This is a genomic window from Brevundimonas sp. UBA7506 (genome assembly GCF_002479495.1).
Taxonomy (GTDB): Bacteria; Pseudomonadota; Alphaproteobacteria; order Caulobacterales; family Caulobacteraceae; genus Brevundimonas.
In genome coordinates this window covers 93369-118606 of sequence record NZ_DLNQ01000008.1, presented here as the reverse complement: position 1 = coordinate 118606, position 25238 = coordinate 93369, and the positions used below count along the sequence as shown (strand labels likewise).

Genomic DNA, 25238 nt, shown 5'->3' with positions numbered 1-25238 from the left:
TAGTCCGGACCGGTCATGGCCTGAAGGACATAGATCCGTCGTTTCAGGACATTCGATGCACAGGGTCACCCTGCTCGCCTACGAGGGCTTCCAGATCCTCGACGCCACCGGACCGGCGGCGGTGTTCGAAGTCGCAGGAGACTTCGGCGGCGCCTACGCCCTCACCCTGGCTTCATCGAGGGGCGGCCCGGTCCGAAGCTCGTCAGGCCTCGTCCTGCAGACGGCGCCGCTCGCCGAGGTCGGTCCCGGCGACACGCTTATCGTGCCAGGCGCGGAGTCGCTGAGGGCGGCGATCGAGGACGAGGTGGTGATGTCGGGCGTGAGGCTCGCCGCGGCCGAGGGGCGCCGCGTCGCCAGCATCTGCTCCGGGGCCTTCGTGCTCGCCGCCGCCGGGCTCCTCGACGGTCGGAGGGCCGCGACCCACTGGGCGGCCGTAGCCGAGCTGAAGCGCCGTCATCCGAAGATCCGCGTCGACGGCGAAAGCATCTTCGTCGAAGACGACGGGATCTGGACGTCGGCCGGAGTTACGGCCGGAATCGATCTTGCGCTGGCCATGGTCGGGCGTGACTTCGGCGACGAGCTGGCCAGGAAGGTGGCCCGCAGGCTGGTGGTCTACCATCGCCGGCCAGGCTCGCAGTCCCAGCATTCGGCGCTGCTGGAAATGGTCACGCCGGACAATCGCTTCGCGCCCCTTCTCGCCTGGGCGAGGTCGCGGCTGCACGAGCCGCTGCCGGTCGAACGCCTCGCGGACCAGGCGGCGCTCAGCGTCCGCCAGTTCACCCGGGCTTTCACGACATCCACGGGCGTCGCCCCCGCCAGGGCTGTCGAACGGCTTCGGGTGGAAGCCGCGAGGGCGGCGATAGAGGCGGGCGCCACTTCGCTGGAGACGGTGGCGCTCAGCACCGGGTTCGGCGGACCGGACCGGATGCGGCGCGCGTTCGTGAGGCACACGGGCCTCCCACCCAGAGCCTGCCGGGCGCAAGAGAAGGGATCGGATCTAGGCGAGTGCTCCTCTTCCGGCAGCACATGACGCGCTCGACTGAGCCGCAGAGCGCCACTAATGGACATTGATCTCCGGCCGACAAGCAGACGTCATTGAACTTTGTCGGAGTCAGCGCCTCACTGATCAGACAGTCAGAGATCGCGCCCTGGCGGCAGCCGGACCGCCGTCTTGGCGAACTTGCCCTCGTCGCCGGAACAGGCATCGGCATCAGCCTAGCCATGGCGTAGGGGCTCGCTCAGGCGAGCGCAAGCAAACGTGATGCATCCGCACGCCTTGTTCGATCGCAACCTATTTCCTGAACAGATTGATGCGAATGCTGTCGCCGAGGAAACTCATCTCTCTGCTCCATGACGATATAATGTTCCGCGCCTTCAACCAGATCACGAAATCGACGTTCACCGGCGTGTCGGCAAGCCTAGGTGTACGCCAACCCGGTTTGATGTCGGGAAGCGGTGACGGCATCGACTGTAGGATCGCCTTCACTTGCTCCATATCGAACATCCCGTGAAGCAGGTTCAGCAGCGAGATTTGGGTCTCAGCGGGGCGGGAGCTTAATATTACAGCGCGTGCGGCATCGGCACTGAGGTTGTCGATCTTGGTTCGCGTACGGGCGAGGACGTCGCCGACCAGCGCGGCCCGGGCGGGTATGTCCGGAAGGATGCCGAGGTTCATCGTTGCAATAATTTTCAGCCGGGTCTCGTCGCCGACCTCCGCTTCCAGCAGTTTCTGCCTGAAGTCGTCATCCAGGCCGCACTCGTCCTGCGCCTCGAAGAAATCGTCGATGTTGTTCTTGACGAAGGCGACACCAAGCGCAGGGGTGCCTACTAGATGAGACAGATTGTCGGCGGAGAAGACCACCAGGTTTTGATCAACCAGGATCTTCATCTTCCCTGCGCCGACGGACTTCGGGAACGCCTCGGACTTGTACGGCAACGACTGAACGTAGACGGCGTAGGCTTGGTCGGTCAGGGCGTCGTTCTCGAAGACGAACTCCTGAAGCGATTGAGCCTCCGGTTCGTCCGGCATCGGGCGACCACGAAGCGCTTCGATCGTGGCGCCGTCATTGAGGAAGTTGGTCAGCGTTTCCGCGTCGTAGCCCTCCCTCTGCTGGAAGATCAGGCAGTTCTCCCAAGTCGGCTCGATCTTCCCGATTTGGAAAAGCGCAACGTGAAGCCTGTCGGGGACGTCCTCCAGGCTCGGCAGCGAGGTTGACTGCTGCTCCAAGAAACTCACCAACGGTTCGAGTTCGAGATCCTCCCGGGCGGCGACGCGACGCATCGCCTCGACGCTCTCGCGCCGATTTTCGGGCAGCCGGCAGAGGACGTTCTCAAAATACTCGCCGAACTGCCCGTCGACCTTTTTCAGCAGCGGCTCGCTGCCGGACTCCAGGATGAGCGTGTAGTTCCGCTCGGTCGGTCCTTCTTCGTCGTCGAGAAGGAGGACGGACCGGAAAATGAAGTTCAGGTTGTCGATGGAGATGGCGTAGAGCCCGCCCTCGAACAGGGCCCGCACGAACCCGGGATGGGAGGCGACAGCGGCTAGATCGTCCGTCTCCACGTCAAGCAGCTTCAAGCGTTCGGGAGGGAAGTCGACCCCTTGTTCAAGGATGCCGGCCAGGTTCTGCGAAACGAACTCGGACAAGACGGGGTGCTTGCCGGCCAGGCTTTTCAGTTGCGTGTCCGTCAAGTGGCTGATGATCCGCACCACATGCGCAAGGTTCGCAGGACTTGCGATCGCAGCGGCGACGAAGCCAGGCCAGCTTTTGGTGAGCCCCGCCATCAATCGTGCGACCGCCACGCCGTGGGCATAATAAGCCTTCAGAAATGGCTCACAGCCTACGAAGTCGGATGCGATGTAGTGCAGCAGTTTGGACGTCTGCATCGCATAGGATGAGGGGTCGGCAAGCAGGCCGTCCACGATCTTGACGTTTAGGACGTAATTCCGACTGAAGTCCTCGTCGCGCATCGCGGCGATGACCTCCCTCAGGTTGTCTATCTGAAAATCTGGGTCGGGGTTGCTGAAGCTCCGAATGCGGATGAGGAACTTGTTGTCGCTCGGCGACAGCCGACCCGAATGGAAGAGCGAGGTGTACTGGTAGTAGGTGTCATCCAGATATCCTTCGAGAACCAGGAAGCGAGCCAGTTCCGCGCTATCACCGAATCCCTCAAAAAGGCCGTCCAGCTCCTCCGTGTTCTCACGAACCATCTCATTGAACTTCGTCATCCGCAGACCGGCTAACTTGTCTCTCAGATCGCGGATGCTTTTAGACGTCCCATCTCTGAATGTCGCCGCCTTCCTCTCTACGTCCTCCTTACGCTTCAAGAAGGTCCTGTTTGGATCCACCTTTGCTTGAAGTCCGGACACCGAGACTTGCTGCTGATGCCCCTGGGGAGTGTGAACGAATATCTGCTTGGATTCGATGAAACCCTCGAAACGTTCGCTTTTAGCCAGCGTATTGATCGGTATGAGGTGGCTGCGGTCCAACGAGATGTGAGTGTAATTCTCAGGAACCAATTCGATCAGGGCCATCGCATAGCTCCTGCGTAGCTCGTCCAGATCATTCGGCAGCTGTCTCTCGCCGATGTCGATGAGCTCCTCCAGACGAGATATCTCCGCCCCGCACTTGGCTTCGCTCGCGGTCACAAACCGGTCATGAGCGTGAAGGATGCCGGCGAGATTACCCCTCCCACGATGAAGGTTCTCGAAGTCGCTTGGGAAAACATTCTTATATATCAGGACCGCCAGCAACTTGTTGGCGTCGAGATTGGTCTCGCCCTCCGGTTCGAGATTCGAGACGTAGATAGCGTATTCGTTGAAGATGTTCTGAATGAGCCTAAGATCATCCAGATATCGTGAAACCTCGCGCAGGAACTGGGGCTTCAGCCTCTTGTCGAGCGAAAGGCGTTTGCCCTGCTCCAACACCTTGTCGATTGAGTTGGAGCTGTTGATGATCGGAATGACGGGTATGATGAACTCGAAGAACTTGGTTCTATCCGTGCTTACGAACATATCGTCACGCAAGGCGTAGAGAAATCTGATAGGACGCTTCACACCCGCATTGGCATTCACGAGACTGTTGATCTCGCGGAGCGTAACGAATATGTCGGCGTTGTTGAACCTGTCTAGATCCTCGATCACGACGAGATCGTACTTGGTCGACTGGAAGAAGTAGATGATCTCATCCAGATGGCGGTTGAGGATCGACTCCTCAGTCGCCGCCTTTGGCGTGATCTCGATGTCTTTCAGCGATATGCTCTTCAGCGAAATGCCGAAGCTTGCGACGTAGATTTGATGGAAGACTAGCCAAAGGAAAAGTCCACCGATCCCGAAGGTGACCAGATTGAACCAGTTTGTGGCGTCGAGAGGCTTGAAGAAGGCGCCCGACATGATCGCCTCGCGTTTTTGGATCAGGTGCCAAAGCGCGACGATGCCGACGACGATTAGAAACGACACGATCCCGGACCATCGGCCGGGCGACTGGATGCGCTTGAACCTGGACAGCGGCAGGCGGTTGGCGTCGGCTCCGTAGAGCATCTGCTGAAGGATACTGCGCTCGATTTCCTGCCTGCCGACCGCCACACCCGTAGGAACGGCCTCGGGCATGAACGCCGCCAACGAAATCGCAGATATCCACCCGACAGCAGACATTCCCGACCGCCGCTTTGAGTCATTAGCAGCCCTATCCGGGTCGGCATCGCAGCTGGCTCTCTGGCCATCCACCGCTTCAAATCGATCTCCAGAGTGCGATTTTACGTGCAATCACAACGTTCGCCCTCGCGTAATCGTGGCAAGAGGGGCCTGCCGATCACCAATCGTTTCATATACAATCCTATATGAAATACTTAGCGGCATCCGACAGGAATTAATTCGGCATGAAATTCATCTTTAGACTCGAATAAAGAGTCTTGCGAAACTCCTCGAGCGCAGCGGGCGAATCCTGATCGCGATCTGCTGCCAAAACTAGCGGCGGATGTCCGCCACAAGAGGAGGGCCGAAGATGAGACCGCCATAAAAACACAAGTATTCTCTGGCGTTTGATCCAGAAACAACTCGAACCCTCGGTGGCAGCCGGGGCTTGGTTGGGGATCTGGATCCGATCCCATCGTTGTCTGCGATGTGAAGATCATCTCCCCACAAGGCTGAGGAGTCAACTGCGTCTGTAGAGACGCAGATCCCCAACGCTCGAGTTGAATGCATCCTCATTCAAATCAAAGGAGAGCACGATGGATCATATCCGTCGATGCGGACGCTTGGCCGACACCACTCACGCCTTGAGCTTAGACGGCGCCCTGCGCAACGTCGCGCAGGATGGGATTAACCCCTTGTCGTGGGAAAACCTCTCAGCCGCCGCCACCCTGGTTGTCACGCCAACCGGTGCCCCAATTCGGACCATCATCACGGGCCGACGACACGTCACGACAGGGGTTTACGTCAGCCGCAAGGCAGGCAGGGCGCTGCCCTACGAGAGCATGAATGAACGGGCGTTCTTCATGCACAGCGAGGTCGATACCGAGGTTGTTGACTACCGCGCCCAGCCGTTTCGACTGGAGTTCGTTCTGGATGGCCGAAAGCGGACATACATCGTCGACTGCGTCAGGCAGCTTGCCGATGGCTCGATCGAGCTGGTCGAAATCAAGAACGACCGCCGAGCCCTTCGTGAACCGGACTACGCATCAAAACTGGAGGCGGTCCGGACAATCTGCGACCGCGTCGGCTGGCGCTTCCGGGTCGTCTTCAAATCAAGCCTATTCGAACCCGCCCACGTCCACAGGAATATCTGTGACGTTCAGTCATGGCGCCTGACGGAATACACGAAGACGGACGCGTTCGAGGTCGCCGAGCAACTACACAGGGCCGGGCAGATGCCCCTGGCCCGGCTCTCAGGGCACATGGGCGACCCTGTGGTTGCTGCGGCCAAGCTGAAGGCGAAGATGGTGGGACGGGTCGTCCGCCTCGATCTCTCGCACCCCCTCAATCCAGATACCTCCGTCTCGCTGCTCAACGCCCAAGGGGAGAGCCAGCAATGACCGACATCCAGCTGAACACCGGTGAACTGTGGGAACTAGCTGGCGAGCGCCACTACCTTGAACAGGTGATGGGCGGCGGATTTCTCTTGTTTCGATCCGAACGCACCTCCGCACCTTTTCAAATCGAGCTTGATAGCGGCGAGAGAGTCACGCCGACCATGAACTGGCTCAAGGACGAATTCCTTGAGGGCAACGTCAGGCGGCTGGACCGTCCGCCTGCGAAGAGCCGCCTCACACGCCTGACCATGGATCGGGAAGACGATTACCACGCCATCATCAAGCGAGATCCCTACGCAGCTGTCCGGCACATTGTCCTGAACAGCTTGGATCAGCTTCCCGGGCTATCGCTTAGCGACAAGGGCATCCGTCGCGCCTTGGCGACGATATGGGCGAACAAGCAACAGCACTTGAAGGGGCATAAGCCGCCGTCGCCTACAGCAGTTCGGCAGTGGCTGAAGACACGAGGCGAGCCGGGCTTCAGGCCGCTCAGGACCGCGCAGTCGATGCGTGGACAGGGACCTCGCATCCCGCGGCTGCCGGACGCGGTCGTGGAGCTGATGAAAGAAGCTGCTGCGGCCTACTGGTCGAACCCGCGCGAGACTATCGCCAGCGCTCGCGACCTGCTCGGCGAAGCCGTAACGACGATCAATCGCGGCCAAGAAGAAGCACCTCTAAAGCTGCCTTCAAAAGAAGCATTCAGGCTCTTCGTGCATGAACAGGAGCGCTACGACACTGTGGCCGCCAAATGGGGAAAGAAGGAGGCTGATGCTCGCTTCAAACCCTGCGGAAAGGGGCTTGTCGCCAGTCGTCCACTGCTTCTAGGCGCCATGGATCACACGCTGCTGGATGTGTTTGTCGTAGTTGACGTCAAAGGATGGCGGTTGCTCGGCCGGCCGACTTTGACGGCTCTGATCGATGTGCATTCTCGCTGCATCCTGAGCTGGGTGCTCAGTTTCGAACCGCCGTCGCTCTATTCTGTGACCGAGTGCATAAAGCGCGCGAACAGGCCCAAAGCGGCTACGCGCGAGCGATTTCCCGACAGGCCGGAGCTTGCCGATATTTTCGGAAAGTTCGATGAAATCGTTGTCGACAACGGCTGGGAATTCACCGGCACTTCCGTCGAGTCGGCGCTGACCGATCTTGGCATCAGCATCCGATGGGCGCCGGTCCGATCCCCCACATACAAGGCGGTCATCGAACGTTTCTTTGGCACGCTCAATTCGCTTCTGAACAAGAAGCTTCCCGGCGGCACGATCCCTATCGAGCAAATGCGAGCCTGGGAGCTGGACCCCAGCAAAGACGCGATCCTCACGCTGGCACAGGTCGAAGCCCTGCTGACGTCAGCGATTGGGATCTATCATCAAGAACTTCACTCCACCCTTGGCGACGCCCCGCTCCATATCTGGACTAAGGGGGTCCGCGATCACGGTGTTCAGGTGATCGGTGACGATGCCCAGCTCGACAAGATGGTTGGCGCTCATGAGGAGCGAACGCTTTCCCGGTCTGGCGTGTCCTTGTTTGATCTCCAGTTTCATGAGCCGGCGGTAACAGGCCCATTACTGGAAAAACTTGCAGGGCGGACGCCCAGAAAGTCGCGCCGCAAGGGGTCAGCTACGGCCAAGGTCACCGTCAAATACAACCCCGCCAACTTCGGCGAGGCACATGTTTGGGACCCGACGACTGGCCAATACGAAACTCTCCCTTGCACTGATCCGGACTACGCCTCGGGCCTGTCAAAATGGCTTCATCAGCAGATTCAGCAGTGGGAGCGCGAAAGCCAGGCGATAGACGAGGAGGGGCGTCGCGATCGGCGCCTTGAGCTCAGGCGCGAAATCGAAGCCGCCGCTCCGGAGCACCTTCTCAAGCGCAACAGGCGAACAGCCGCTCGCCTTCTATCTCCCCCTCATGTGGAAGCGTCGGCCCGCCAACACTTACGCGTAGCCCATGCAGATCCAAGGCACGATGGCATGGCGCCCGTCATTTCCACAGCGGCCCTGGCTCCAGAGAGAACGGACGGCCACGCAAAGCCCGTACGTCCCCCGCGAGGCAGAAAGGCGAAAGCCCCCTCCAGAACGCGCACCGTGACTGCGGCTCCGCCTGCCTACGAGGACTTTCCTACCATTCGAGATGACAGCGCTGGCTGGGAGGAGTTCCAATGACCTGTACGGGCGCTCCGGCGAGACCTCGATCCCAACTCAACGGCGAAGTGGCGGAGAAGATCGCTCGCTTCAAGGCAGTCTTCATCCCCTACCCCAAGCACGTCGATTTGCACGACCGCTGGGACTACCTTCAACAGCTCGGCGTCAAAACACGCGGGCAACCTCAGATGGGAGTCCGGGTGCTCGCCCCGACCGGCTCCGGCAAGAGCACCGCCGCTCTCGCTTATCAGGCGCGCGTCGAGAGAGATCGACCTCCGACCAAGACCTTCAGGCCCATCGTAAAGGTGGACCTGGAGCGTGGATCTACGTCGAAGAAACTCATGATGTCGATCCTGGACAGGTTCGGCGATCCCTATGCGTCTCATGGCAATGAACTGACTTTGAAGCGCAGGGTTTTCGCTTGCTTCGAACACTTCGGGACGGAGCTTCTGATCGTCGACGAGATCCAACACCTGAACTACCGAAACGGTCTCAAGAACGATGTGACCGACACCCTGAAGGGAATGCTCGACGCCGGACTGGTGCCCATGGCTTTCCTCGGCACCCAGGACGCCGAACAAATGTTCCGTCGAAATCTCCAACTAAATGGGAGGCTTCTGGCACCCTGCGATATCCGGCCACTTGACCCTAAACGGGAGGACGACCGAAGGGACTTCGCCCAGTTTGTAGCCCGCCTCGAAAACGTAATCGTCGACGAAGAGATCCTTCGAGAGCGATCTGATCTTGCGGGAGCGCGGGCGTTAGCCCCGCTATTCGAGGTGTCTGCCGGCGTTGTGGGGCGCGTCTCACGTCTCTTCCAGGTGGGACTTGAGTTTGCACTGCGGCGCGGGGCGCATCGCCTCGAACCGTGCGATCTGGCCAACGCAGTCGATCAATGGGCGATCGAGCAGAACTTCATTTCCTACAACCCGGTGCGGAGATTGCTCGATGCCTGACGCTTCGACGCCTCCTTTAAGCGCGCCTAGCTCGCAACACAGGACGACCTTGCTGTTTCCTGCGATCCCGCAGCCCCACGAGACCCTTCCTGGCTTCCTTTTGAGGTGTGTCACCCGAAATCATCTCGGGACGCCGGTGCAGTTCATGAGGCAGGTCGGAATTGAACTCACCGGTGACTACCTCGGTCGCCTGCAGGCCAACCAGGATCTGATCGCAAGCGCCGTGGGCCTCACCAAACGAGATCTGGAGGGACTCTGGGGCGCAGAACCTCCAGAGGCCGACGGGCGACGACGGCTCGGCGGTGTTTTCCTTCGTCCAGACCTGGTCGAGCAATCACGGCGTCGGGTGCCTCCCAGCATCAAGAGGGGCGACTGCGACGATGCAAGATGGATGATCAAGCCATTCGGATTCTGCCCTCGGACTTGGGAGGTGCTGATTGATGAATGCCCCAACAAGTGGTGTGCAAGACCTCTAACATGGCCACTGGCTGAAGCGATTGATCAGTGCCGGCACTGCGGAACGCCCATAAGCGAAGCATCACGCATTTACGTCCCACCCGCGGCGCGTCCCGCTTTGAAATGGGTTGCCGCGTTGTTCAGCGAATGTGCGGCGACTCGAAAACGAGCCATGTCCGCGGTCCCCGTAGCATTCACCGTGCAAACGGAAACGGACGTCTTCGAGCTGCTGCTGGCTTTCCGCCGTGCCTGGTTGCTGCTGAACAAACACGACTTGGCTGAGGGCGAGGAAGTCGAGCAGCATCTTTCGCCCGTCTGGTGCGCGTGGCGGCATGCAGCTCAGTTCATGTTGGAGTATCCACGCTCGCTATGGGACGAGGAACAAAACTCGCGGTTAGGCAGGCCATCTCAAATCAAAGCCTGGACACGCATAAGGCGGGACACGAGGGTTCCGGTTGTGCGCCAACAGTTCTCAATGGTGCTTGCAGCAGCCAGGGAGCCTGACCCTTTACGGCTCGCGCCGATATCCCGTCCGCTACCGCATACAAAGGTTCGAGCCATTACGTTTGCTGCCCACGTTGGGGTCTCGCCTGGCGCAATAACGCAGCTTGTGGAGGCAAAGTTGCTAACCCCCGTATCCACAACGGGGCGGCAGCGTCAGCACCATCACTTCGATGCAGAAGACGCACGCCGAATTCGTAACGAGATTGAACTTCGCATGTCTTGGCGGCGGTTCACGATCGCAACCAAGCTGCCTCGAGTAGCGATCGAACAGCTCCTTGCATCAGGATGTCTGCTCCCGGTCACAAGCCCGATAACGGAGGTGATCTATGGTGATCGCCAACTCCAACGAGAAGTCGCCGACGAACTGATTAGGCGCATAAACAATCTACCGGAACTTGCGGGATCAGAAGAGTGGCCTTCCCTTTCAACGGCGTTTCAAGGCGTAGGCGGCCGAGAAAAGCCTTGGGCTCCTGTCGTAATGGCAGCGATCAACGGCAAGCTCGACGGCCTTGTCGGTTGGTCGGAAGCCGGTCGAGGCAGCAGTCTGGTGATCAACCCGGTTACGGCGCGCACCCTGATCATGGGAGGGCCGGATGCGACGGCTTGGTTCAGCTTCCGAAAAGAAGATTACGGCTCCTTCTATCGTGACTGGCTGAAGCCTGGCGAGGTGGTCGAGCGCCTCAATTGCTCGGCCGTGGATCTCCCGTTTCTTGAAGAACGGGGCCACCTCTGCCCAATCCCGAAGAGGGAAAGGACGGTCTACCATAGAGGACAGGTCGATGAGTTTTCGCGGCTATGGATGACCACCCGGGAGGCCGCCGCTCGGTTGGGGCTTGAGCCGAAGCACGTATGGCAAACCCTCGAACGGCACCATCTGCGCTCTTCCTTGGGGCAAGGCTTCCATAAGCGTGAGGAACTGGAGGCGCTGGTGGTTATGGAGGCGGCTCTACAACGCTCACTAGCCATTCAGAGACGAGGTGGTCCTCGCGAGTGACCTAAGGAGCTTTGGCGGACGCAAAAGCGCCGACTGACATATCGTGCCGTCCTGCAGCGCGCGGTGTGTCAGATCGACTGATTCTGACTCATCTCGGCCAATCTGAGAGTCCGCTTTCGGGCTGGATGGTCGCCACGCCTGAATGTCCGCTTGTGGATCGGGGACCTTCGTCGCAAACCGACCCGTAGGGGAACTTAGGTTCACAACTTGTCGCTGGGATCGAGTGGCCCGAACGGTAGGATTGCGTCGCCTTGCTCGGAGGGTTCCTCTAGTTCGGCGGCTCGCGCCTTGCGGTTTCGCTCCCTCGCGCGGCGATAGCCTACGTAGACGGCGACATATGATGCGAGAGTGATCAGGGCCACGGCCGTCAAGTTCTGTCGGAGAGGCAGGGCATAGACTTTTCCGATTGTGTACAGCGCGACCATCGCAACAGTCGCCCCACACAAACCTGCCAGCCACGGACCTCCGGTTGGCTTTGGGGCGTAAAGTTCCGCTCGCTCGGCCGCTTCGCGCTTTCTCTTCGCGTCTTCCACGGTTTGCCTCCCGACAGCGCTAGACCAATCGCCAGCCGTGAAGTTGACCCGAAGCCAGCTGGACCGTGACGACATCACCGATCAAGCTGACTTCGGAAGAGCGACGCCCCGACCGGAGGACGTCAAGTTCATGGTTGTTAGCCAGACGAACTCGCCGCCCCCCCTGCGGCAAAAGCGCAATAACGTGAGCAGCCATCGTGATTGGATTCTGCCCGGCGGGAGTGTTTCTGGCGGTGATTTCGTAAAGCCTGATGAGAGACATGACCGAGATTTCCTGTCGGTCCAAACGAGCGACTTAATGGATATGGGGATGCGTGCTCTCTTCCCAGCGCTGCGGGCTTCCGCTTTCCACCCATCTCGGACAATCGAGATGTCCGCTTTCGGCACAGAGAGGTGATTGAGACAGGATACGCCATTTCGAGGTCCAGCAGACCAACGCTGCCTCAAGACGCTTGGCGAGCTGCCTATGGTGTATACTTGCTCTCATCTGCACTCATCGACGCGGTGAAGGCTGCGATTTCGCTGACCGCGCAGCTTTCAGCCGTCAGCAGGATGAAATGCGGGGCGCCTTCGATGCGCACGAACCGGACGACGCCTACGTCGGCGAGGCGACGGGCATGGGCCAATGCGCTGGCGTAGGGGGTCTTCGGATCCATGTCGCACTGGAGCACGAGAACGGGCGGCAGACGCGTCGGCGGCGCGAACGGGGATGGCCGCTGCGATGCGGCTTGCGAAATCAGCCTGCTCGCCCATGTCGGCGTGACGGGCGTTCGGAAAGACGAGGCGTTCGACGTCCACGCCTCGCGCGGAAAGACCTTCCTCCAGCATTCGGCTGAGCCCGGGTGCCAGCATCTCGTCTCGCCCGGCTTCCAGCCCCAGGCGATCAGGGGGCGGGATTCGGCGTCGGCCAAAGCTCGGGCTTGCCGGGCCATGACCTCGGTCACGGCCCGGAAGTGGGCGATATCCGCTGTTCCGACGGTGTCGCCATAGCCCGGATAATCAAACATCAGGACGTCGCCGAGGGGCGACAGCTTTCGGGCCGCCGCGCCGCCGCCCGCGCTGCGCCGAAAGGTGTTGCCGCCGCAGTAGAGGATAAGGGGGGTATTGGCCGCGCCGGCGCGGACGCGGGTCGCGCCGATCCCGCCGGCCGCGTACCGCAGGACCACGACCTCCGCATCGCCCGGCGGCGGGTCCGCAGGCAGGATCAGTTGCTCGGCGGCCACCCGGTCGTCGGGCCAGAAGAAGGCGTCCTCGGGCACGTCCAGCGTCAGGCAGGCCGACAGTCCGCCGGCCGCCGCCAGCACAACGCCCGTCTGAGCCAGCCTCACAGGCCACGAACAGCGCTTCAGCGTGCGCAGGGAAGATATCAATGACATGGATAGCGCTCGACCATCCATTCGCGAAGCGCCTCGGTCACGCTGATGGCGCGCTGGCTCGGCGGGAGGCTGTTCAGGCGGGCGAGCACGTCTTCCGACGACACCGTCACGCGTTCGGGGATGCATGTCGTCGAGGCTCGGCCCGCTGCGAGGGCGGCCTCCTGTTCGGTGCGAATGGTCTTGAAGGCGGTCCGCACCTCGCCGACCAGTCGGCGGGTGTCCGGGTGAAGCAAGGCTGTGAGGTTGCGCGGTATCCGCGCCGCCGAGGCGAGAAACTGTTCGACGGACATCGCCTGTGCGCTCGACGCGAGGAGAAGCGCCGTCATGGCGATGATGAGGCCTGATTTCTTCATTGAACGTCCTTTGGTTTTGCGGTGCCGCTAAACTGGACGCATCGCGGAAAGGAGGCGCCGCTTCGCGGCTCTGAGGCGGGGCGTCTGGAGGGAAGAGCCTCATTCCGGCGACGTGGCCCTCTCCATGAAGATCACGCCGGGCTGGTCGGGGCGGGGGCCGACAACCGTCCACCCCTGTCGGAGATAGAAGCGCAGGGCGGGGGCGTTCGCCTCCGACACGCTGAGCCGCGCCCGCACGAAGCCGCGGCGGCAGAGCGTCGTCATCGCCTGGCGGTCCAGCACGCTCGCCAAACCACGACCGCGCGCGCTGGGGGTGAGGTAGTAGTGGTAGACGTAGCCCAGCGCGGGATCGTCCGGATATCGGCCCGTGACGACTAGGCCGACGACCGTCTCGCCTTGTAGGGCCAAAACCGCCGAGGGCGGATCTTCGGCGAGACGGGCGTCCAGCCAGGCGAGGTAGCCGGCCCCGGTCTCGCCGAACTGGCCGACGAACCGGCGGTCGTCGCCGAACGACAGGGCGAAGATTTCGCGCACGAAGCGGATGACGATCTCGCCGTCGCTGACGGGATCAATGGCGCGGAAGGTGAGCGCGCGGCCGTGTTCCTCTGAAGGCTTCCTCTTCCGATCTGAGGCTGTCATGGGGCGATCCTCGAGGCGGGTGAGTAGGGCAGGGTCGACTTTCCGCGTCCCGCCACGGCCAAGGCCGCCAGCAGGACGATGACCGCGATCAGGCCGGGAAGGCTACCCTCCAGCCCAAAGGCTCCGCCCGTCAGCCAGTCCCGTTCGATACGGAACAGGGGAGTCAGCAGGCTCGGTTCGGCAGCGCCGCTCACGCCGAAGCCCAGCACGACGCCTTGGGTGAGGTTCGCCGACAGATGCAGCCCGAACGGCAGGGCCAGGCTCCGCGTTCGGACATAGGCGAGGCCGAACAGGATCGAAGCGAGGAAGATGTTGGCGCCTGCCAGCAGCCTGATCGAGCCCTCCATGCCCGGATTGCCCATGTGGGTGAGGAAGAAGAGCAGACTGATCAGAATCTGGGCGGGCCAGACGCCGACGCCGTCGATCAGGCGCTGGAACAACAGGCCTCGGAACAGAAGCTCCTCTGCTGCGGCGGCGGCCGTCATGAGCGCGACGGCCGACCACAGGGCGGGCGGATCTGCGAAGACCGCCTCCCAATGCACCCATCCCTTCAGGGTGAGGAATAGGGCGGGCGCCGCCATCAGCGCGGCGCCCAGAACCGCTCCAAGGGCCAGTTGCGCCGACCAGCGCCGATCGAGCCGGCCGACGACCTCGAACACGGGGCGGCGGCGCAACTTCTGGATCGCCATCGTCGCGATCAGGATGATGAGCGCCTGCTCCGGCATGGCGAGCGGGCGGTCCCAATGGGCGGACGCCATGATCGCCGGGAATAGCAGCGACGCCAGAACGATCAGAAAGGCGGTGATCCACCAACCGTTTCGAAGGCGGCGCGCCTGGCTGAGGAATATCCTGATCATCCATCGGGGCATGGGGGTTGCTCTTTTATGCGAAGGCGGGCCTGGGCGGACGCCGTCAGCTAGAAGGCAAGGGTCAGGCTCGAGACGACCAAGCCCCACGTCAGGGCGAGGCCGGTCAGATAGGCAATCGTGCGCGCCGGCTGCAGGCCGCGCAGATAGATGGCCGTGTGCAGGTAGCGAACGACGACGAAGCCGCCGAACCACCAGGCCGCCGCCTCAGCGGTCCCGCCCATCAGGGCGAAGGTCAGGGCGGCGATGAGGAAGAAGGGGATGTTTTCGAGATCGTTGCGCCAGACATTGCCGCAGCGGACGACGAAGGGGGCCTCGCGGTCGGTCACGGTCGTCCGCATCAACCGGGCGTCTTCGGCGACCAGGAAGGTGCGCGCCCGGGCGCGGCTCACCACCTGGACGGCGCTGAGGAGGGTGGATTTGAACAGCAAGGCCGCGAGGGCGAGGACGAGGACGGGCAGGGCAGGATAGGCGGTCATGGGGAGGCTCCTTGAACCAGGGTTTTCCGGAACCTGACGCTGCCAGGACGGTCTTGATAGTGGCGGAATTGACAATTTGATGGCCAAATTAGCCAAACCAGGGAGGCGGCGGTGCGCAAAGTCACGGTGGGAATCCTGGTGTTCGAGGGCTGCAAGGAAAGCGGGCTGACCGCGCCTCTGGACGTTTTTCGCATTGTCGACGCCCTGTCGGCCGCCGGCGTGGTGTCGGAGCCTGTCGTCTTTGAGGCCCGGTTCGTCTCGATCGGAGGCGGCCCCCGCCGCATTGCCGGCGACCTGCGGGTCATTTCGAGTCCGGCGGTGAGCAGTGATTTCAACAACTTAGGAGGAGGTAACTTTTCAACGCGGCGCAGGGGGCGATTGAAGAAGGAGCTATTCCCGCAAGGAGACCGATGCGTCGGCCGGCCCGATTGCCGGTCGTCTCAAGGTTCACGACGACCGCTCAGCTGAAAAACGACTGCTGCCGCAGATTTCAATTTCACCAACACAGAACGTAGCTTTGACCATTCGGGGGATGGAGCTAGGGCTCCAAGCCGACGTTTGGTGCGAGACGGAAGCCGAGCGGTCGCTACCTTCGCGATATGCCGTCGACCGCTTCACCAGCGGAACCTAGGTCATAACTTGGCGTCGTAGAGTGCTCGAGCATATCATCCGAGCGCATTGATCAGCGTCGAGAGATGCGAAGGGCGGGCAGATAGAAATCGTTCGAGGCGATCGCCATAGTCGGCGTCTACTGCGCTGCGCACGCTCGGCCTTTCGGCGAGACGCTGGCGCCAGGCGCCCAGCTTGGGTTTGCCCGCGAAAGTCGCCAGGCTGACGTGTCGATCGAAAACCTCGAAGTAGCGAAAGACCGGCGCGAATGCGGCGTCGACCAGGCTGAACGGAGATCCGCGAAAGTAGGGGCCGCTGTGAAGGGCGTCCTCGACCCGGCTGAAACGGGCTTCCAGTTCCGTCCGCCGCGCCTCGAAGGCAGGTTCAGTTGGCGCATTGTAGAGCCCGCTGATGGTGTCCAGGACCGACGATGCGACTGCGATCCAAGCGCGATGTTGAGCGCGTTCCACCGGGTTCCTCGGATGGAGTGCCGGGCCGTAGATCTCATCCAGAAACTCGCAGATCGCGGCGGACTCGAACAGCGTTGTGTTTCCCTGACGAAGAAGGGGGACTTTCCCGAGGGGCGCAAGCGAGCTGAACCAGTCAGGCTTGCTCGCCAAGTCGATGAGCGTTCGCTTGAACGGAACTTGTTTCTCGGCCAGCACGATCGCGGCCCGCTGCACATAAGGGCAGAGGTGATGGCTTACGAGTTCAAGTTCAGGCTCGATCGGCGAGGGCATGGGGAGTCTCCTTGAACCAGGGTGGCCGGAACCTGACGCCGCGACGCCGATCTTGATAGTGGCGAATTTGCCAATATGGCGTCATAATTCGCCAAACGGAGGAGGGGTGCTGTGCGCAAAATCGCGGTGGGGATCTTGGTGTTCGAGGGCTGCCAGGAAAGCGGCCTGACCGCGCCTCTGGACGTCTTTCGCATTGTCGACGCCCTGTCGGCCGCCGGCGTGGCGCCGGAGCCTGTGGCCTTCGAGGCCCGGTTCATCTCGATCGGGGGTGGGCTGCGCCGCACCGCCGGCGACCTGCGGATTCAGACCGAGCCGGCGGACGTCGCGGGGCTGGATGCGCTGATCATCCCGGGCGTGCATCATCGAGACGTCGCGGATCTGCTTTACGCCTTGACCGGGCTCGACGCCGAGGCAGCCTGGCTGGCGCGCATCGCGGCGGCGGGCACGCCGGTCCTGGCGTCGTGTTCCGCCGTCTTCCTGCTGGGGGCGGCCGGCGTGCTGGACGGTCGGCGCGCCACCACCAGTTGGTGGCTCGGGCCGGCCCTGCATGAGCGCTTTCCCAAGGTGCATCTGGAAGCTGACGGACGGATCGTCGCCGACGGCGTCTGCGTCTCGGCGGCGGGGGTGACTTCCTACCACGATCTCGCGCTCTGGTTGGTGCAGCGGTTCGCCGGAGAGGACCTGCGGCGGGCCTGCGCCAAATTCCTGCTGCTCGATCTGGACCGGCAGACCCAGACGCCCTTCGTGATCGACCGGTTGATGGAGTCACCGCGCCAGGATCTGCTGGCCAAGGCGCGCGACTGGCTCAACGAGCGTCTGGCGCAGTCTGTTCGCATCGAGGATCTGGCGCGGCACTGCGGCGTCAGTCAGCGCACCCTGTTGCGGCGGTTCCGCGACACGGCCGATCGCACGCCTGCGCGCTATCTCCAGACCCTGCGCCTGGCGCGGGCCAAGGCGCTGTTGGAGGACACCGCTCTCGCCGCTGCGGAGGTCGCCGCCCAGTGCGGCTACGCCGACGTGGCGACCTTTCGCAAGACTTTCAAACTCCGGATACGTCTGACGCCGCAGCAGTATCGTGATCGGTTTCGACGCGGGCGAGACGCGCCGGACGCGGACGGGGGCTGAGCGGCGGGCGGACCGGGGCCGCCGCAGAAAATCTGCTAGGCGCGCCCGGTTCAAGTCTCCCGTCACTCACTGCGCTCGTTCCTGGTCTTAACCGGCGGCAGGCGATTGAACCGTGGCGACCAGTCCAAAAATGAAACCATCGCCTCGGCCTGCGCCGGCGCCCAGCCGCATGTTGGTTTCGCTACACATGCTCGCGCCTTCAGAAGGTGTAGGACTGGTTGTCGTCCGGCACCAGAACCTGCGTCTCCATATCGTGTTCGCGCACGAAGGCCCTAAGCTCTGCGCGGCTGAGCACGGAGTGATTGACTGTTTCGAGGTGGCTGGCGATGAGCGTTGCCCGCGGCGCGGTCTCGTGAACCTTCTTGATGTCCTCGGTTCCCATGATGATCGAGCCCAGACCCGCGACCTGGGCATCGCCGGCGTTCAAAACCACGACATCGGGGGCATAGGTCGTGAGGTTCGCTGCGACATCATCGTTCCAGACGGTGTCGCCCGCGACGTAGAGCGTCTTTTCACCCGGGCTTTTGAAGACGAGGCCGCAGACGTCTCCTAGGACTTCATAGGCGGCGGCGACGGTCTCGGGGCGACCGTGAAGGCCAGGGGTCTTGATCAGATCAACGTCACCGAAGCGGGCGCCAGCTTGGAGCAGGCGGACATCGGTGAAGCCCTGCGAGCGGATGAGTTCCGCGTCCTTTTCGTGCTGCGCGAAAAGCGGCAGGTCTTTAGGCACCAAGCGAATGGCTGCCTCGTCCCAGTGATCCGGATGGGTGTGGGTCACGATCACCGCGTCCACGTTCAGGATTTCATCCATCGGCGTATTCAGATCGACGCGCGGATTCCGGATGTGGCTGTTCACCGTGCCTTCAAAGCCCGGATTGGCGTCCTTCTCGGCAAGGTAGGGATCGATCAGGAATTTCGAGCCGCCGAAGTCGATCAGCAGGGTAGCGTTCCGAACTTGCTTGATGTGCATGAAATACTCTCAGTGGTTGTTCTGGATCAGATGGTCAAGAACGGTCCAAGAAGGGAAAAATTAAATCTAGCAGCGACAACAACTGGCGAAGCGAACCGCTTGTCCTGGACCGGGCCAATCCGGCTTGGCTCATCACCTGAAAACTCAGGGCATTGTAAATCCTGTGCGTCTTCTTGATATTTGCTCGCCAGCCCTTGCGATGGAGCGGCAGGTGCACCCGGCGCTAGCCGTAGCGCACGCGCGTCTCACAGGCCGCCTTGATACGGGCTTCGAGGATGGCCTGGTCAGGGCGACGGGATTTGTCCATTTCCCGCACCCAGGCAAGTCCGCCGGATCGACGCCCCAGTCATCACAGAGGCCCGCCACCATATCTCGCTTGCGACCAGGCTTTAGGGTTTTTTCCGGATCAAATCCTGCAGCATCTCCGGTCGAGCGAGAGGTCTGTGACCAAGGGCTGGACTAGGTGAAGTAAATATTCAGGTGGCCCGTCAGGTACTTTTGAACCGGACCTTCGTCGATCCAGTGACATTTGCGAGCCCGCCAACGCCTAGCTTTATGATGGCTCCGTCGCGAACAGTGAGCGAGGCATCAATACGACTGGGCGACGGCGGCGTCATGAACCGACCCTGTTCGATTGTCATCTGCTCGGGGGCGGCACCCTCCCGATACAGCAGGCAGGCGAGCGGCCCGGCCGCCATGCCGGTGGCTGCCTCTTCGTCAATGCCGTAGCGCGGCGCAAACATGCGCGATGTCGCGGCAACCTCAGGATCCGCCGTTGCGGTTGTAAAGACGTAAAAGCCAACGATGTCATACAACTCGCTCACTTCTTCGATTGTCTTGGCGTCCACATCGAGCGATTCAAGCAGGTCCGTGTCCTTTACCCCTACAACGATGAATCCGTTGCCGGTATCGACACGTTCGGGGGGGAACCGTGGATCGAGATCCGCAGGCGCCAATCCGAGGGCTGCAAGCACTCGTTCCTGATCGACTGCCAGGAATTTCGGAGGCGTTTGCTCCATGCTAGCATAAGCCCCGGCCACCGTGACTTCGCGAAGGCCGTCCATGGTTTCCTTGGTATGAGCGCCAGCGCTTAGCCTCCCAGTGGATCCAAAGAAGCCGAACGTGGCAATGGTAGCATGGCCGCAATGGGCGATCCGGCGGCGCGGTGTGAAGAACTCCAGTTTGATGGAGGCGACAGCCGAGTCGGAAACGAATGCCGTTTCGGACAGGCCAGCCGCCGCGGCGACGGCGAGCTTGTCGCCGTCGCTGAGATCATCGGCCTCCAAGACGATGGCGGCAGCGTTGCCGCCTGTGCCGTCAGGATGGGTGAAGGCATTTACGAGCAACAGTTCGCGACTTTGAAATCGGGCCATGGTTATCCTCGGTTGGCTTAGGCACAAGCCGCGATGAGCGACGAAATGTGCGAGCGCCGCGGAATTAGAAAGCGCTGTAGGAGTTCGCAGTACTCAGCGGCCACGGCGCTCAGAACGATCTGCCGTTCTGCCAGGCGTGAGCGAACGGGCAAGACCGAATAGGTGAACATCGGAGAGCTTCCGGTTGAATGAACCCGTCGAATTTGCTCTTTCGAGAGCCCTGCTCATAGTGGCGAAATAGCCAATCTGATGGCTAGGATAGCCAAATGGAGATGCCGGCGAGACCCACTCTTGCGGCGTCGGACGTCTGCTATCCGCGCCGGATCTAATGTCCGCTAATGGCGCTAAATGGCTATTAAGGGCTTAGAATGAGCCAAGCGTAGGTGTTCTCTTTAGTAGGTTTGCTGCTGGGCTTGGCCGAGCCTGCCGCGGGTATCGCTGGACGGGCGGAGTTCGCGCACGAAGAATGCGGCGACCTCGCGGTTGAACGTCTGCTTGAATGCAGCCCGATCAAAGCCGGGACGGGATTGGCAAAGTTCGGGGACCATCATTCGCATTTCCGCCGCGCAAGGAACGAGGAAATCGTGGTGCAGGGCTCCAGCCACCAGCTGGTAGTCGGGATCACCCGGCAGACGATCGCGGAAGGGCTCGACGTGCCAGGGAGACGGCAATATCTGGTCTTCGCCAGCCTGCCAGAGCTGGACCGGAATGGCGATGGCGCGAACGCTCTCGTCGGAGAAGGCAAAGCCGAACCCGGGGGCCGCCATGACCGCGGCGGTGATCCGCGGGTCGCGGGCCGAGGCCTGCCAGCCCTTGAGGTCGAGGCCACCCTGAGCGGCGATGATCGTGCAGACGAAGAACTCGGGGTGGGCGGAGCAGTGATCGACGATCTTTTGAGCATCGGCCTCTCCCCCCGCCAAGGCCGCGACGGTGAAGCCGCCGGCGGAGAAGCCGAATGCTCCGATCCGCGACTCGTCGACCTTCGCTGTGCCCGGCCAGTCGCCAGTCATGTAGCTGATGAGGGCGCTGACCTGCGGCGGCCTGTCGGTGAGGGCCAGAGAGCGGCTCATATCGCGGAAATTGTCGCCCGGATGGGTCAGGGCGGCGACTACGAAACCTGCGTCAGCCAGTGCTTCAGCCGTATCCTGGTGCCCGAGGGCGCTGCCGCTGTTGCCGTGGGAGATAACCACGAGCGGGGAGGGGCCGCGCTCTGGCGCAGCGGGGCTCCAGACTGCGGCCTCGATCATCTCGCCCGAAGGGCCTGCAAAACGCACCGTCTCGGGGGCCCGGGCCTGGGCTGGCTGGGCTCCGACTAGCAGAAGTGCCACTGCCAGAAAATTCAGCACGGGGCGGAAGGTGTTCTTGCGGGGCATTTCGTGACCTCGGTGGCGGGGATGGGAGTGATGGTGGAAGGACCGGTCCCGCCCATTGGGGGTGTCTGACAAAGCTTACTATAATCAGGTGGTGATTGCGCTTCGGGCGGTTTGGCGGCTCTCGACCCTGGCAAGGCTCACGAGCCCCGCCAACAGGGCGAAGACCGCGCCGATCCCGAGCCCGAGGCGCGAAGCGAATCCCGACGGCCCGAGAGTGAAGAGCAGCGTCATCAGAACGGCTCCAGCGGTCTGCCCGGTCAGTCGCGCCGCGCCTTGGGCACCGCCGGACGCGGCGCTTCGCTCCAGCGGGGCCGATAGAAACAGGTTGCGGTTGTTAGGGGTCTGGAACAGACCGAAGCCGATTCCGCTAAGACCGGTTAAGAGCACGAGCGGCCGCAGGTCGCCCACGAACGGCCAAAGGGCGGCGCCGAGCAGACCTGCGGCGAGGCACGTTCCACCCGCGGCGCAGAGCCAGGCCGTCGAGAAACGGTCGGCGAGCCGTCCGACCACGACCGCCGTCAGGGCGACGCTCGCCGGCCAGACGGTCATGAAAAAGCCCGTCGCCGCGGTGGTTTGGCCAAGGGGGCCCCGCAGATAGAATGGCAGCGCCACGAGGGCCGCGGTCTGCCCGGCGAAGCACAGCACCGAAGCGATCACGGAGATCCGGAAAGCGGGCGTGCGCAGAAGATCCAGCGGGATCAACGGGGCGGCTTTGCGCGACTCCCGCCGGATGATCATGCCGAGGCACAGGATGCCGGCGATCGCCAGGCCGACGGCTAGCCATGGACGGGCCAGCATGAGCTGGGCGGCGACGGCGAAAGTGCCGAAGACGCCGGCGCAGAGCGCCAGGCTGGTGAGGTCGAGCCGCTGCACGCTGGCGGAAGTCCTCGGGAGTTGTCGAGCCGCACAAAGCACCGCGAGCGCGAGCGGCGCCTGGACAACGTAGAGCCAGGGCCACTCGGCCCGGGAAAGGATCGCTGCGCCCAGCGCAGGCCCGGCGGACGAGGCCAAGGCCACCGTGAGCGCATTCCACCCGATCGCCGCTCCCAGCCGTCCCGCCGGGACAATGAACCTCAGCAGCGGGACGCCCAATGCCATGATTGCAGCTCCTCCCAGGCCCTGAACGGCTCGCGCCGCGACCAGCCAGGGCGCGGACGGAGCGATGGCGGCCAGCAGCGAAGCCCCGGCGAACAGAGCTGCCCCGGCGGCGAAAACGCGACGATATCCCAGCCGCTCGCCGAGTGCAGCGCAGGGCAGCAATGCGACGAGGAGGGCGGTCTGATAGGCCGTGACCACCAGAACCGCCAGTGCGGGAGTGATGCCAAGGTCCGCCGCGATCATTGGCAACGCTAGGTTCGTCATGCCTGCGTCCAGGACCACCATGGCCATGGCCGTCAAGACGGCCGCGACCGGCACGGCTGTGCCAGGGCCGCGCGGCTGCCTGGCCGTGGGCAGGTCGGGTCCGAGCGGTATCATTCCGACAGCGACGGGACGGTCCAGGCGCCGTCGCGCTCCACATAGCGGATGAGGAGTCGGTGCTCGCGGTCCTCCGCCCTAAGATCGCGCTCGGTGAAGCGGAACAGAAGAGCAGAGTCGCTTACGCAGCGCGTGTCATGAATGTCGCCGGGCAGGTAGAGTTGGGCCTCTCCGGCGCGGACGCGGGTCACGTTGCGCCTTACCAAGCGAACCTCGCCGTCTTCACCCTTCACGCGGGCGTAGGTTCCCATCTCCATCTCGCCGCTCTGAAGGCCGTACAGGACCCAGCTTCGGCCATGGTCGTGCGGCGGCCTGTAAAGCCCCGCCTGCTCCGTGTGAGCGAGGAGCATAAAGCCGTGTTGCGGATCGCGATGGAGTTCCACGGAAGCAGGAGCGTCTTGAAGCAAGGCGGCCAGCCACTCTTCGTCATCAGAGGCGCTGAGCAGGGTCTCCATCTGGATTTTACAGTCGCTGGCAAGCGCCGTCGTCAGCGGCCCCCAGCGCTCGCGCACACGATGGATGAACGTTTGAAGGGCTGACTGGGCCATGTTTCTCGCTCCGAATTTTCGTCGGAGTGGAAGGTACGGCTCGCGGAGGATTGCGGAAGGCGCGCCGTTCTCATGTTATCCATGCATGAGGTGCAATCAGGCCCCGGGTCAAACTCCATGTCGCATCCGGATCTCAATCTCCTCGTCACCCTCGACGCCCTTCTCGCCGAAGGCAGCGTGGCCGGCGCCGCGCGCCGTCTCCGTCTAAGTCCCTCCGCCATGAGCCGTTCGCTCGCGCGGCTGCGTGAGACGACAGGCGATCCCCTTCTGGCCCGAGCCGGTCGCTGCCTGGTGCCTACCCCTCGCGCCGTGGAATTAAGGGACAAGGTGCGGCAGGTGGTTGAGGACGCCGGCTCTATTTTGCGTCCGGAGCAGACGGTCGATCTACGGGCGTTAACCCGAACCTTCACGGTACGCACCAGTGATGGTTTCGTAGAGACGTTCGGGGCTCGTCTGGCCAATCGCCTGGCCCGGGAAGCGCCCAGCGCCCGTCTGTTCTTCTTGCAGAAACCCGACAAGGCCAGCGAGCCGCTGCGCAGCGGTCGGGTGGATCTGGAGACCGGAGTGATCGAGGCGACGACCGGGCCGGAGGTGCGCAGTCAAGCACTATTCAGGGATCGGCTCGTCGGCGTTGTCCGTGGCGGGCACCCTCTGGTCCAGGGAGAGGTCACTATGGCCAGCTACTCCGAGGCCGAGCACGTCCTCGTGTCGAGGACGGGCCTCGAAGACGATGCGCTCGACCGACCTTTCCTACCGATAGAGGCGGGGCGGAAGGTGGCAAGCCTCGTTAGCGGATTCTCGGCCGCCCTGTCGTTGGTGAGGGCCTCGAATCTGGTGGCCACCGTTCCGGATCGTCACACCCGCGGCCTGCGCGAGGGGTTGCACAGCTTCGCGCTGCCCGTGCCGACCCGGGAGTTCACGGTCTCGATGCTATGGCATCCGCGCATGGACGCAGACCCCGCTCACCGCTGGCTGAGGACATGCGTCAGGGAGACCTGTCGCCAAAACTGATACCGGCAAATTGGGGTGCGCATTTCGCGCGCCCCGAACGTTCGGTTCTGGTGCGCAGAAGAGCTGCTTTGGGACTAGGATGGAAATCGACAGGGAGGCGACCTCACCTGTGCCGAAAGCGGATGATCGATACCTCAACACGCACCGTCGTCGGCGCACCAATCCCTGTCGGATCACGCCCAAGCAGCATCGCGCTAGCCTATACGCCGCCCTCTCTGCCGGCGACGGTCCCGACTCTGTCGGAATGGGCTATGATCCTGTTGGGCCTCATGCTTGCAGGCGGGGCCGCGATCATGGTCCAGCAGCGTCGCACGGCCTAAGATCTGGATCTTCCGCCGGAACGAAACCCGCTCGAAAGGGCGGGGTTTCTGCTGTCAGGCGTTGAACGCGTTGCTGCACCAATGTCCGCATCGGGTCGATTTCGGTCTTGGCCGTCTGCGCAGAAAGCGGATCTGCGCGCGAGGATCGAATGTCGCCTTTCGGACAGCGCGGTAATGACCGCTCCTGGCGCAGCGCAGACCTTCGGTGACTGCCGTTTAGTGGTTCGTTGAGAATGATTCTCGTGTTGCGCCGTTCCTAAGTGGTTTTGAGCCGGCGCTAAGTGGTCCTGACACTGGTCCTGACACAATGACATGGCGAGGGTTCTTGACGGCCTCGTACAGTATGTCGCATACACTGTATGTCGCACA

Annotated in this window: 21 protein-coding genes; 9 read left to right on the top strand and 12 right to left on the bottom strand. The window is 62.3% G+C overall.

What is annotated here, in order from left to right; translation table 11 throughout:
• Positions 1–55 precede the first annotated feature (55 nt).
• Complete coding sequence (locus tag B3K53_RS08040) at positions 56–1030, top strand: GlxA family transcriptional regulator (protein ID WP_292083671.1); 975 nt, start codon at positions 56–58, stop codon at positions 1028–1030.
• Between the two features lie 261 nt (positions 1031–1291).
• Here B3K53_RS08040 and B3K53_RS08035 read toward each other — a convergent pair whose 3' ends face one another.
• Positions 1292–4651, bottom strand: coding sequence for a hypothetical protein (locus B3K53_RS08035; RefSeq protein WP_349680927.1), 3360 nt, complete (start codon positions 4649–4651; stop codon positions 1292–1294).
• A gap of 575 nt (positions 4652–5226) precedes the next feature.
• On the opposite strand from B3K53_RS08035, the gene B3K53_RS08030 reads away from it, so the two are divergent.
• The 4 genes from B3K53_RS08030 (at position 5227) to B3K53_RS08015 (ending at position 11078) form a co-directional block, all read left to right on the top strand.
• Positions 5227–6030: a TnsA endonuclease N-terminal domain-containing protein gene (locus tag B3K53_RS08030; RefSeq protein ID WP_292083669.1), complete on the top strand. Its 804-nt coding sequence runs from the start codon at positions 5227–5229 to the stop codon at positions 6028–6030.
• Complete coding sequence (locus B3K53_RS08025; RefSeq protein ID WP_292083668.1) at positions 6027–8189, top strand: Mu transposase C-terminal domain-containing protein; 2163 nt, start codon at positions 6027–6029, stop codon at positions 8187–8189. Before B3K53_RS08030 ends, B3K53_RS08025 begins: the two co-directional genes overlap by 4 nt.
• Positions 8186–9124 (top strand): ATP-binding protein, encoded by a 939-nt coding sequence (locus B3K53_RS08020; RefSeq protein ID WP_292083667.1) that lies wholly within the window; start codon positions 8186–8188, stop codon positions 9122–9124. The genes B3K53_RS08025 and B3K53_RS08020 overlap by 4 nt, the downstream gene beginning before the upstream one ends.
• Before the next feature lie 145 nt (positions 9125–9269).
• Positions 9270–11078 (top strand): hypothetical protein, encoded by a 1809-nt coding sequence (locus B3K53_RS08015; protein ID WP_292083665.1) that lies wholly within the window; start codon positions 9270–9272, stop codon positions 11076–11078.
• Between the two features lie 997 nt (positions 11079–12075).
• On the opposite strand, the gene B3K53_RS08010 is transcribed toward B3K53_RS08015, so the two are convergent.
• The 5 genes from B3K53_RS08010 to B3K53_RS07990 all read right to left on the bottom strand — a co-directional run bounded on the left by B3K53_RS08010 (position 12076) and on the right by B3K53_RS07990 (position 15324).
• A complete protein-coding gene (locus B3K53_RS08010) occupies positions 12076–13008 on the bottom strand; it encodes an alpha/beta hydrolase family protein (protein WP_292083664.1) in 933 nt (310 codons plus the stop codon).
• The gene (locus tag B3K53_RS08005) at positions 12978–13313 is read right to left on the bottom strand and encodes a hypothetical protein (RefSeq protein WP_292083663.1); all 336 of its coding nucleotides are present in this window, start codon (positions 13311–13313) and stop codon (positions 12978–12980) included. The genes B3K53_RS08010 and B3K53_RS08005 overlap by 31 nt, the downstream gene beginning before the upstream one ends.
• Positions 13314–13439: 126 nt before the next feature.
• Positions 13440–13979 (bottom strand): GNAT family N-acetyltransferase, encoded by a 540-nt coding sequence (locus tag B3K53_RS08000; RefSeq protein WP_292083662.1) that lies wholly within the window; start codon positions 13977–13979, stop codon positions 13440–13442.
• Complete coding sequence (locus tag B3K53_RS07995) at positions 13976–14848, bottom strand: CPBP family intramembrane glutamic endopeptidase (protein ID WP_292083661.1); 873 nt, start codon at positions 14846–14848, stop codon at positions 13976–13978. The genes B3K53_RS08000 and B3K53_RS07995 overlap by 4 nt, the downstream gene beginning before the upstream one ends.
• 47 nt (positions 14849–14895) lie before the next feature.
• The gene (locus B3K53_RS07990; RefSeq protein WP_292083660.1) at positions 14896–15324 is read right to left on the bottom strand and encodes an MAPEG family protein; all 429 of its coding nucleotides are present in this window, start codon (positions 15322–15324) and stop codon (positions 14896–14898) included.
• Positions 15325–15435: 111 nt separating this feature from the next.
• Between B3K53_RS07990 and B3K53_RS07985 the strand changes: the two genes are divergently transcribed.
• Positions 15436–15792 carry a hypothetical protein gene (locus B3K53_RS07985; protein WP_292083659.1) on the top strand — a complete coding sequence of 119 codons (357 nt, stop codon included), beginning with the start codon at positions 15436–15438 and terminating at the stop codon, positions 15790–15792.
• A gap of 197 nt (positions 15793–15989) precedes the next feature.
• On the opposite strand, the gene B3K53_RS07980 is transcribed toward B3K53_RS07985, so the two are convergent.
• Complete coding sequence (locus tag B3K53_RS07980) at positions 15990–16673, bottom strand: glutathione S-transferase family protein (RefSeq protein ID WP_292083658.1); 684 nt, start codon at positions 16671–16673, stop codon at positions 15990–15992.
• A gap of 111 nt (positions 16674–16784) precedes the next feature.
• Here B3K53_RS07980 and B3K53_RS07975 point away from each other — a divergent pair, with 111 nt between their 5' ends.
• Positions 16785–17798 carry a GlxA family transcriptional regulator gene (locus tag B3K53_RS07975; RefSeq protein WP_292083657.1) on the top strand — a complete coding sequence of 338 codons (1014 nt, stop codon included), beginning with the start codon at positions 16785–16787 and terminating at the stop codon, positions 17796–17798.
• 199 nt (positions 17799–17997) lie between these two features.
• Here the strand turns inward: B3K53_RS07975 and B3K53_RS07970 are convergent, their stop codons facing one another.
• The 5 genes from B3K53_RS07970 to B3K53_RS07950 form a co-directional block, all read right to left on the bottom strand.
• Complete coding sequence (locus B3K53_RS07970; protein WP_292083656.1) at positions 17998–18768, bottom strand: MBL fold metallo-hydrolase; 771 nt, start codon at positions 18766–18768, stop codon at positions 17998–18000.
• A gap of 488 nt (positions 18769–19256) precedes the next feature.
• Entirely contained in the window at positions 19257–20141 is an 885-nt protein-coding gene (locus tag B3K53_RS07965; protein WP_292083655.1) for a PhzF family phenazine biosynthesis protein, read from the bottom strand.
• Between the two features lie 392 nt (positions 20142–20533).
• A complete protein-coding gene (locus B3K53_RS07960) occupies positions 20534–21514 on the bottom strand; it encodes an alpha/beta hydrolase family protein (protein WP_292083654.1) in 981 nt (326 codons plus the stop codon).
• 84 nt (positions 21515–21598) lie between these two features.
• Positions 21599–22903: an MFS transporter gene (locus B3K53_RS07955; RefSeq protein WP_292083653.1), complete on the bottom strand. Its 1305-nt coding sequence runs from the start codon at positions 22901–22903 to the stop codon at positions 21599–21601.
• 83 nt (positions 22904–22986) lie between these two features.
• The gene (locus B3K53_RS07950) at positions 22987–23538 is read right to left on the bottom strand and encodes a hypothetical protein (RefSeq protein ID WP_292083652.1); all 552 of its coding nucleotides are present in this window, start codon (positions 23536–23538) and stop codon (positions 22987–22989) included.
• 117 nt (positions 23539–23655) lie between these two features.
• On the opposite strand from B3K53_RS07950, the gene B3K53_RS07945 reads away from it, so the two are divergent.
• Together B3K53_RS07945 and B3K53_RS16205 are read left to right on the top strand one after the other, a co-directional pair.
• Entirely contained in the window at positions 23656–24549 is an 894-nt protein-coding gene (locus tag B3K53_RS07945; RefSeq protein WP_292083651.1) for a LysR family transcriptional regulator, read from the top strand.
• Positions 24471–24869, top strand: coding sequence for an IPTL-CTERM sorting domain-containing protein (locus B3K53_RS16205; RefSeq protein WP_409515780.1), 399 nt, complete (start codon positions 24471–24473; stop codon positions 24867–24869). The genes B3K53_RS07945 and B3K53_RS16205 overlap by 79 nt, the downstream gene beginning before the upstream one ends.
• The last annotated feature ends 369 nt before the right edge of the window (positions 24870–25238 follow it).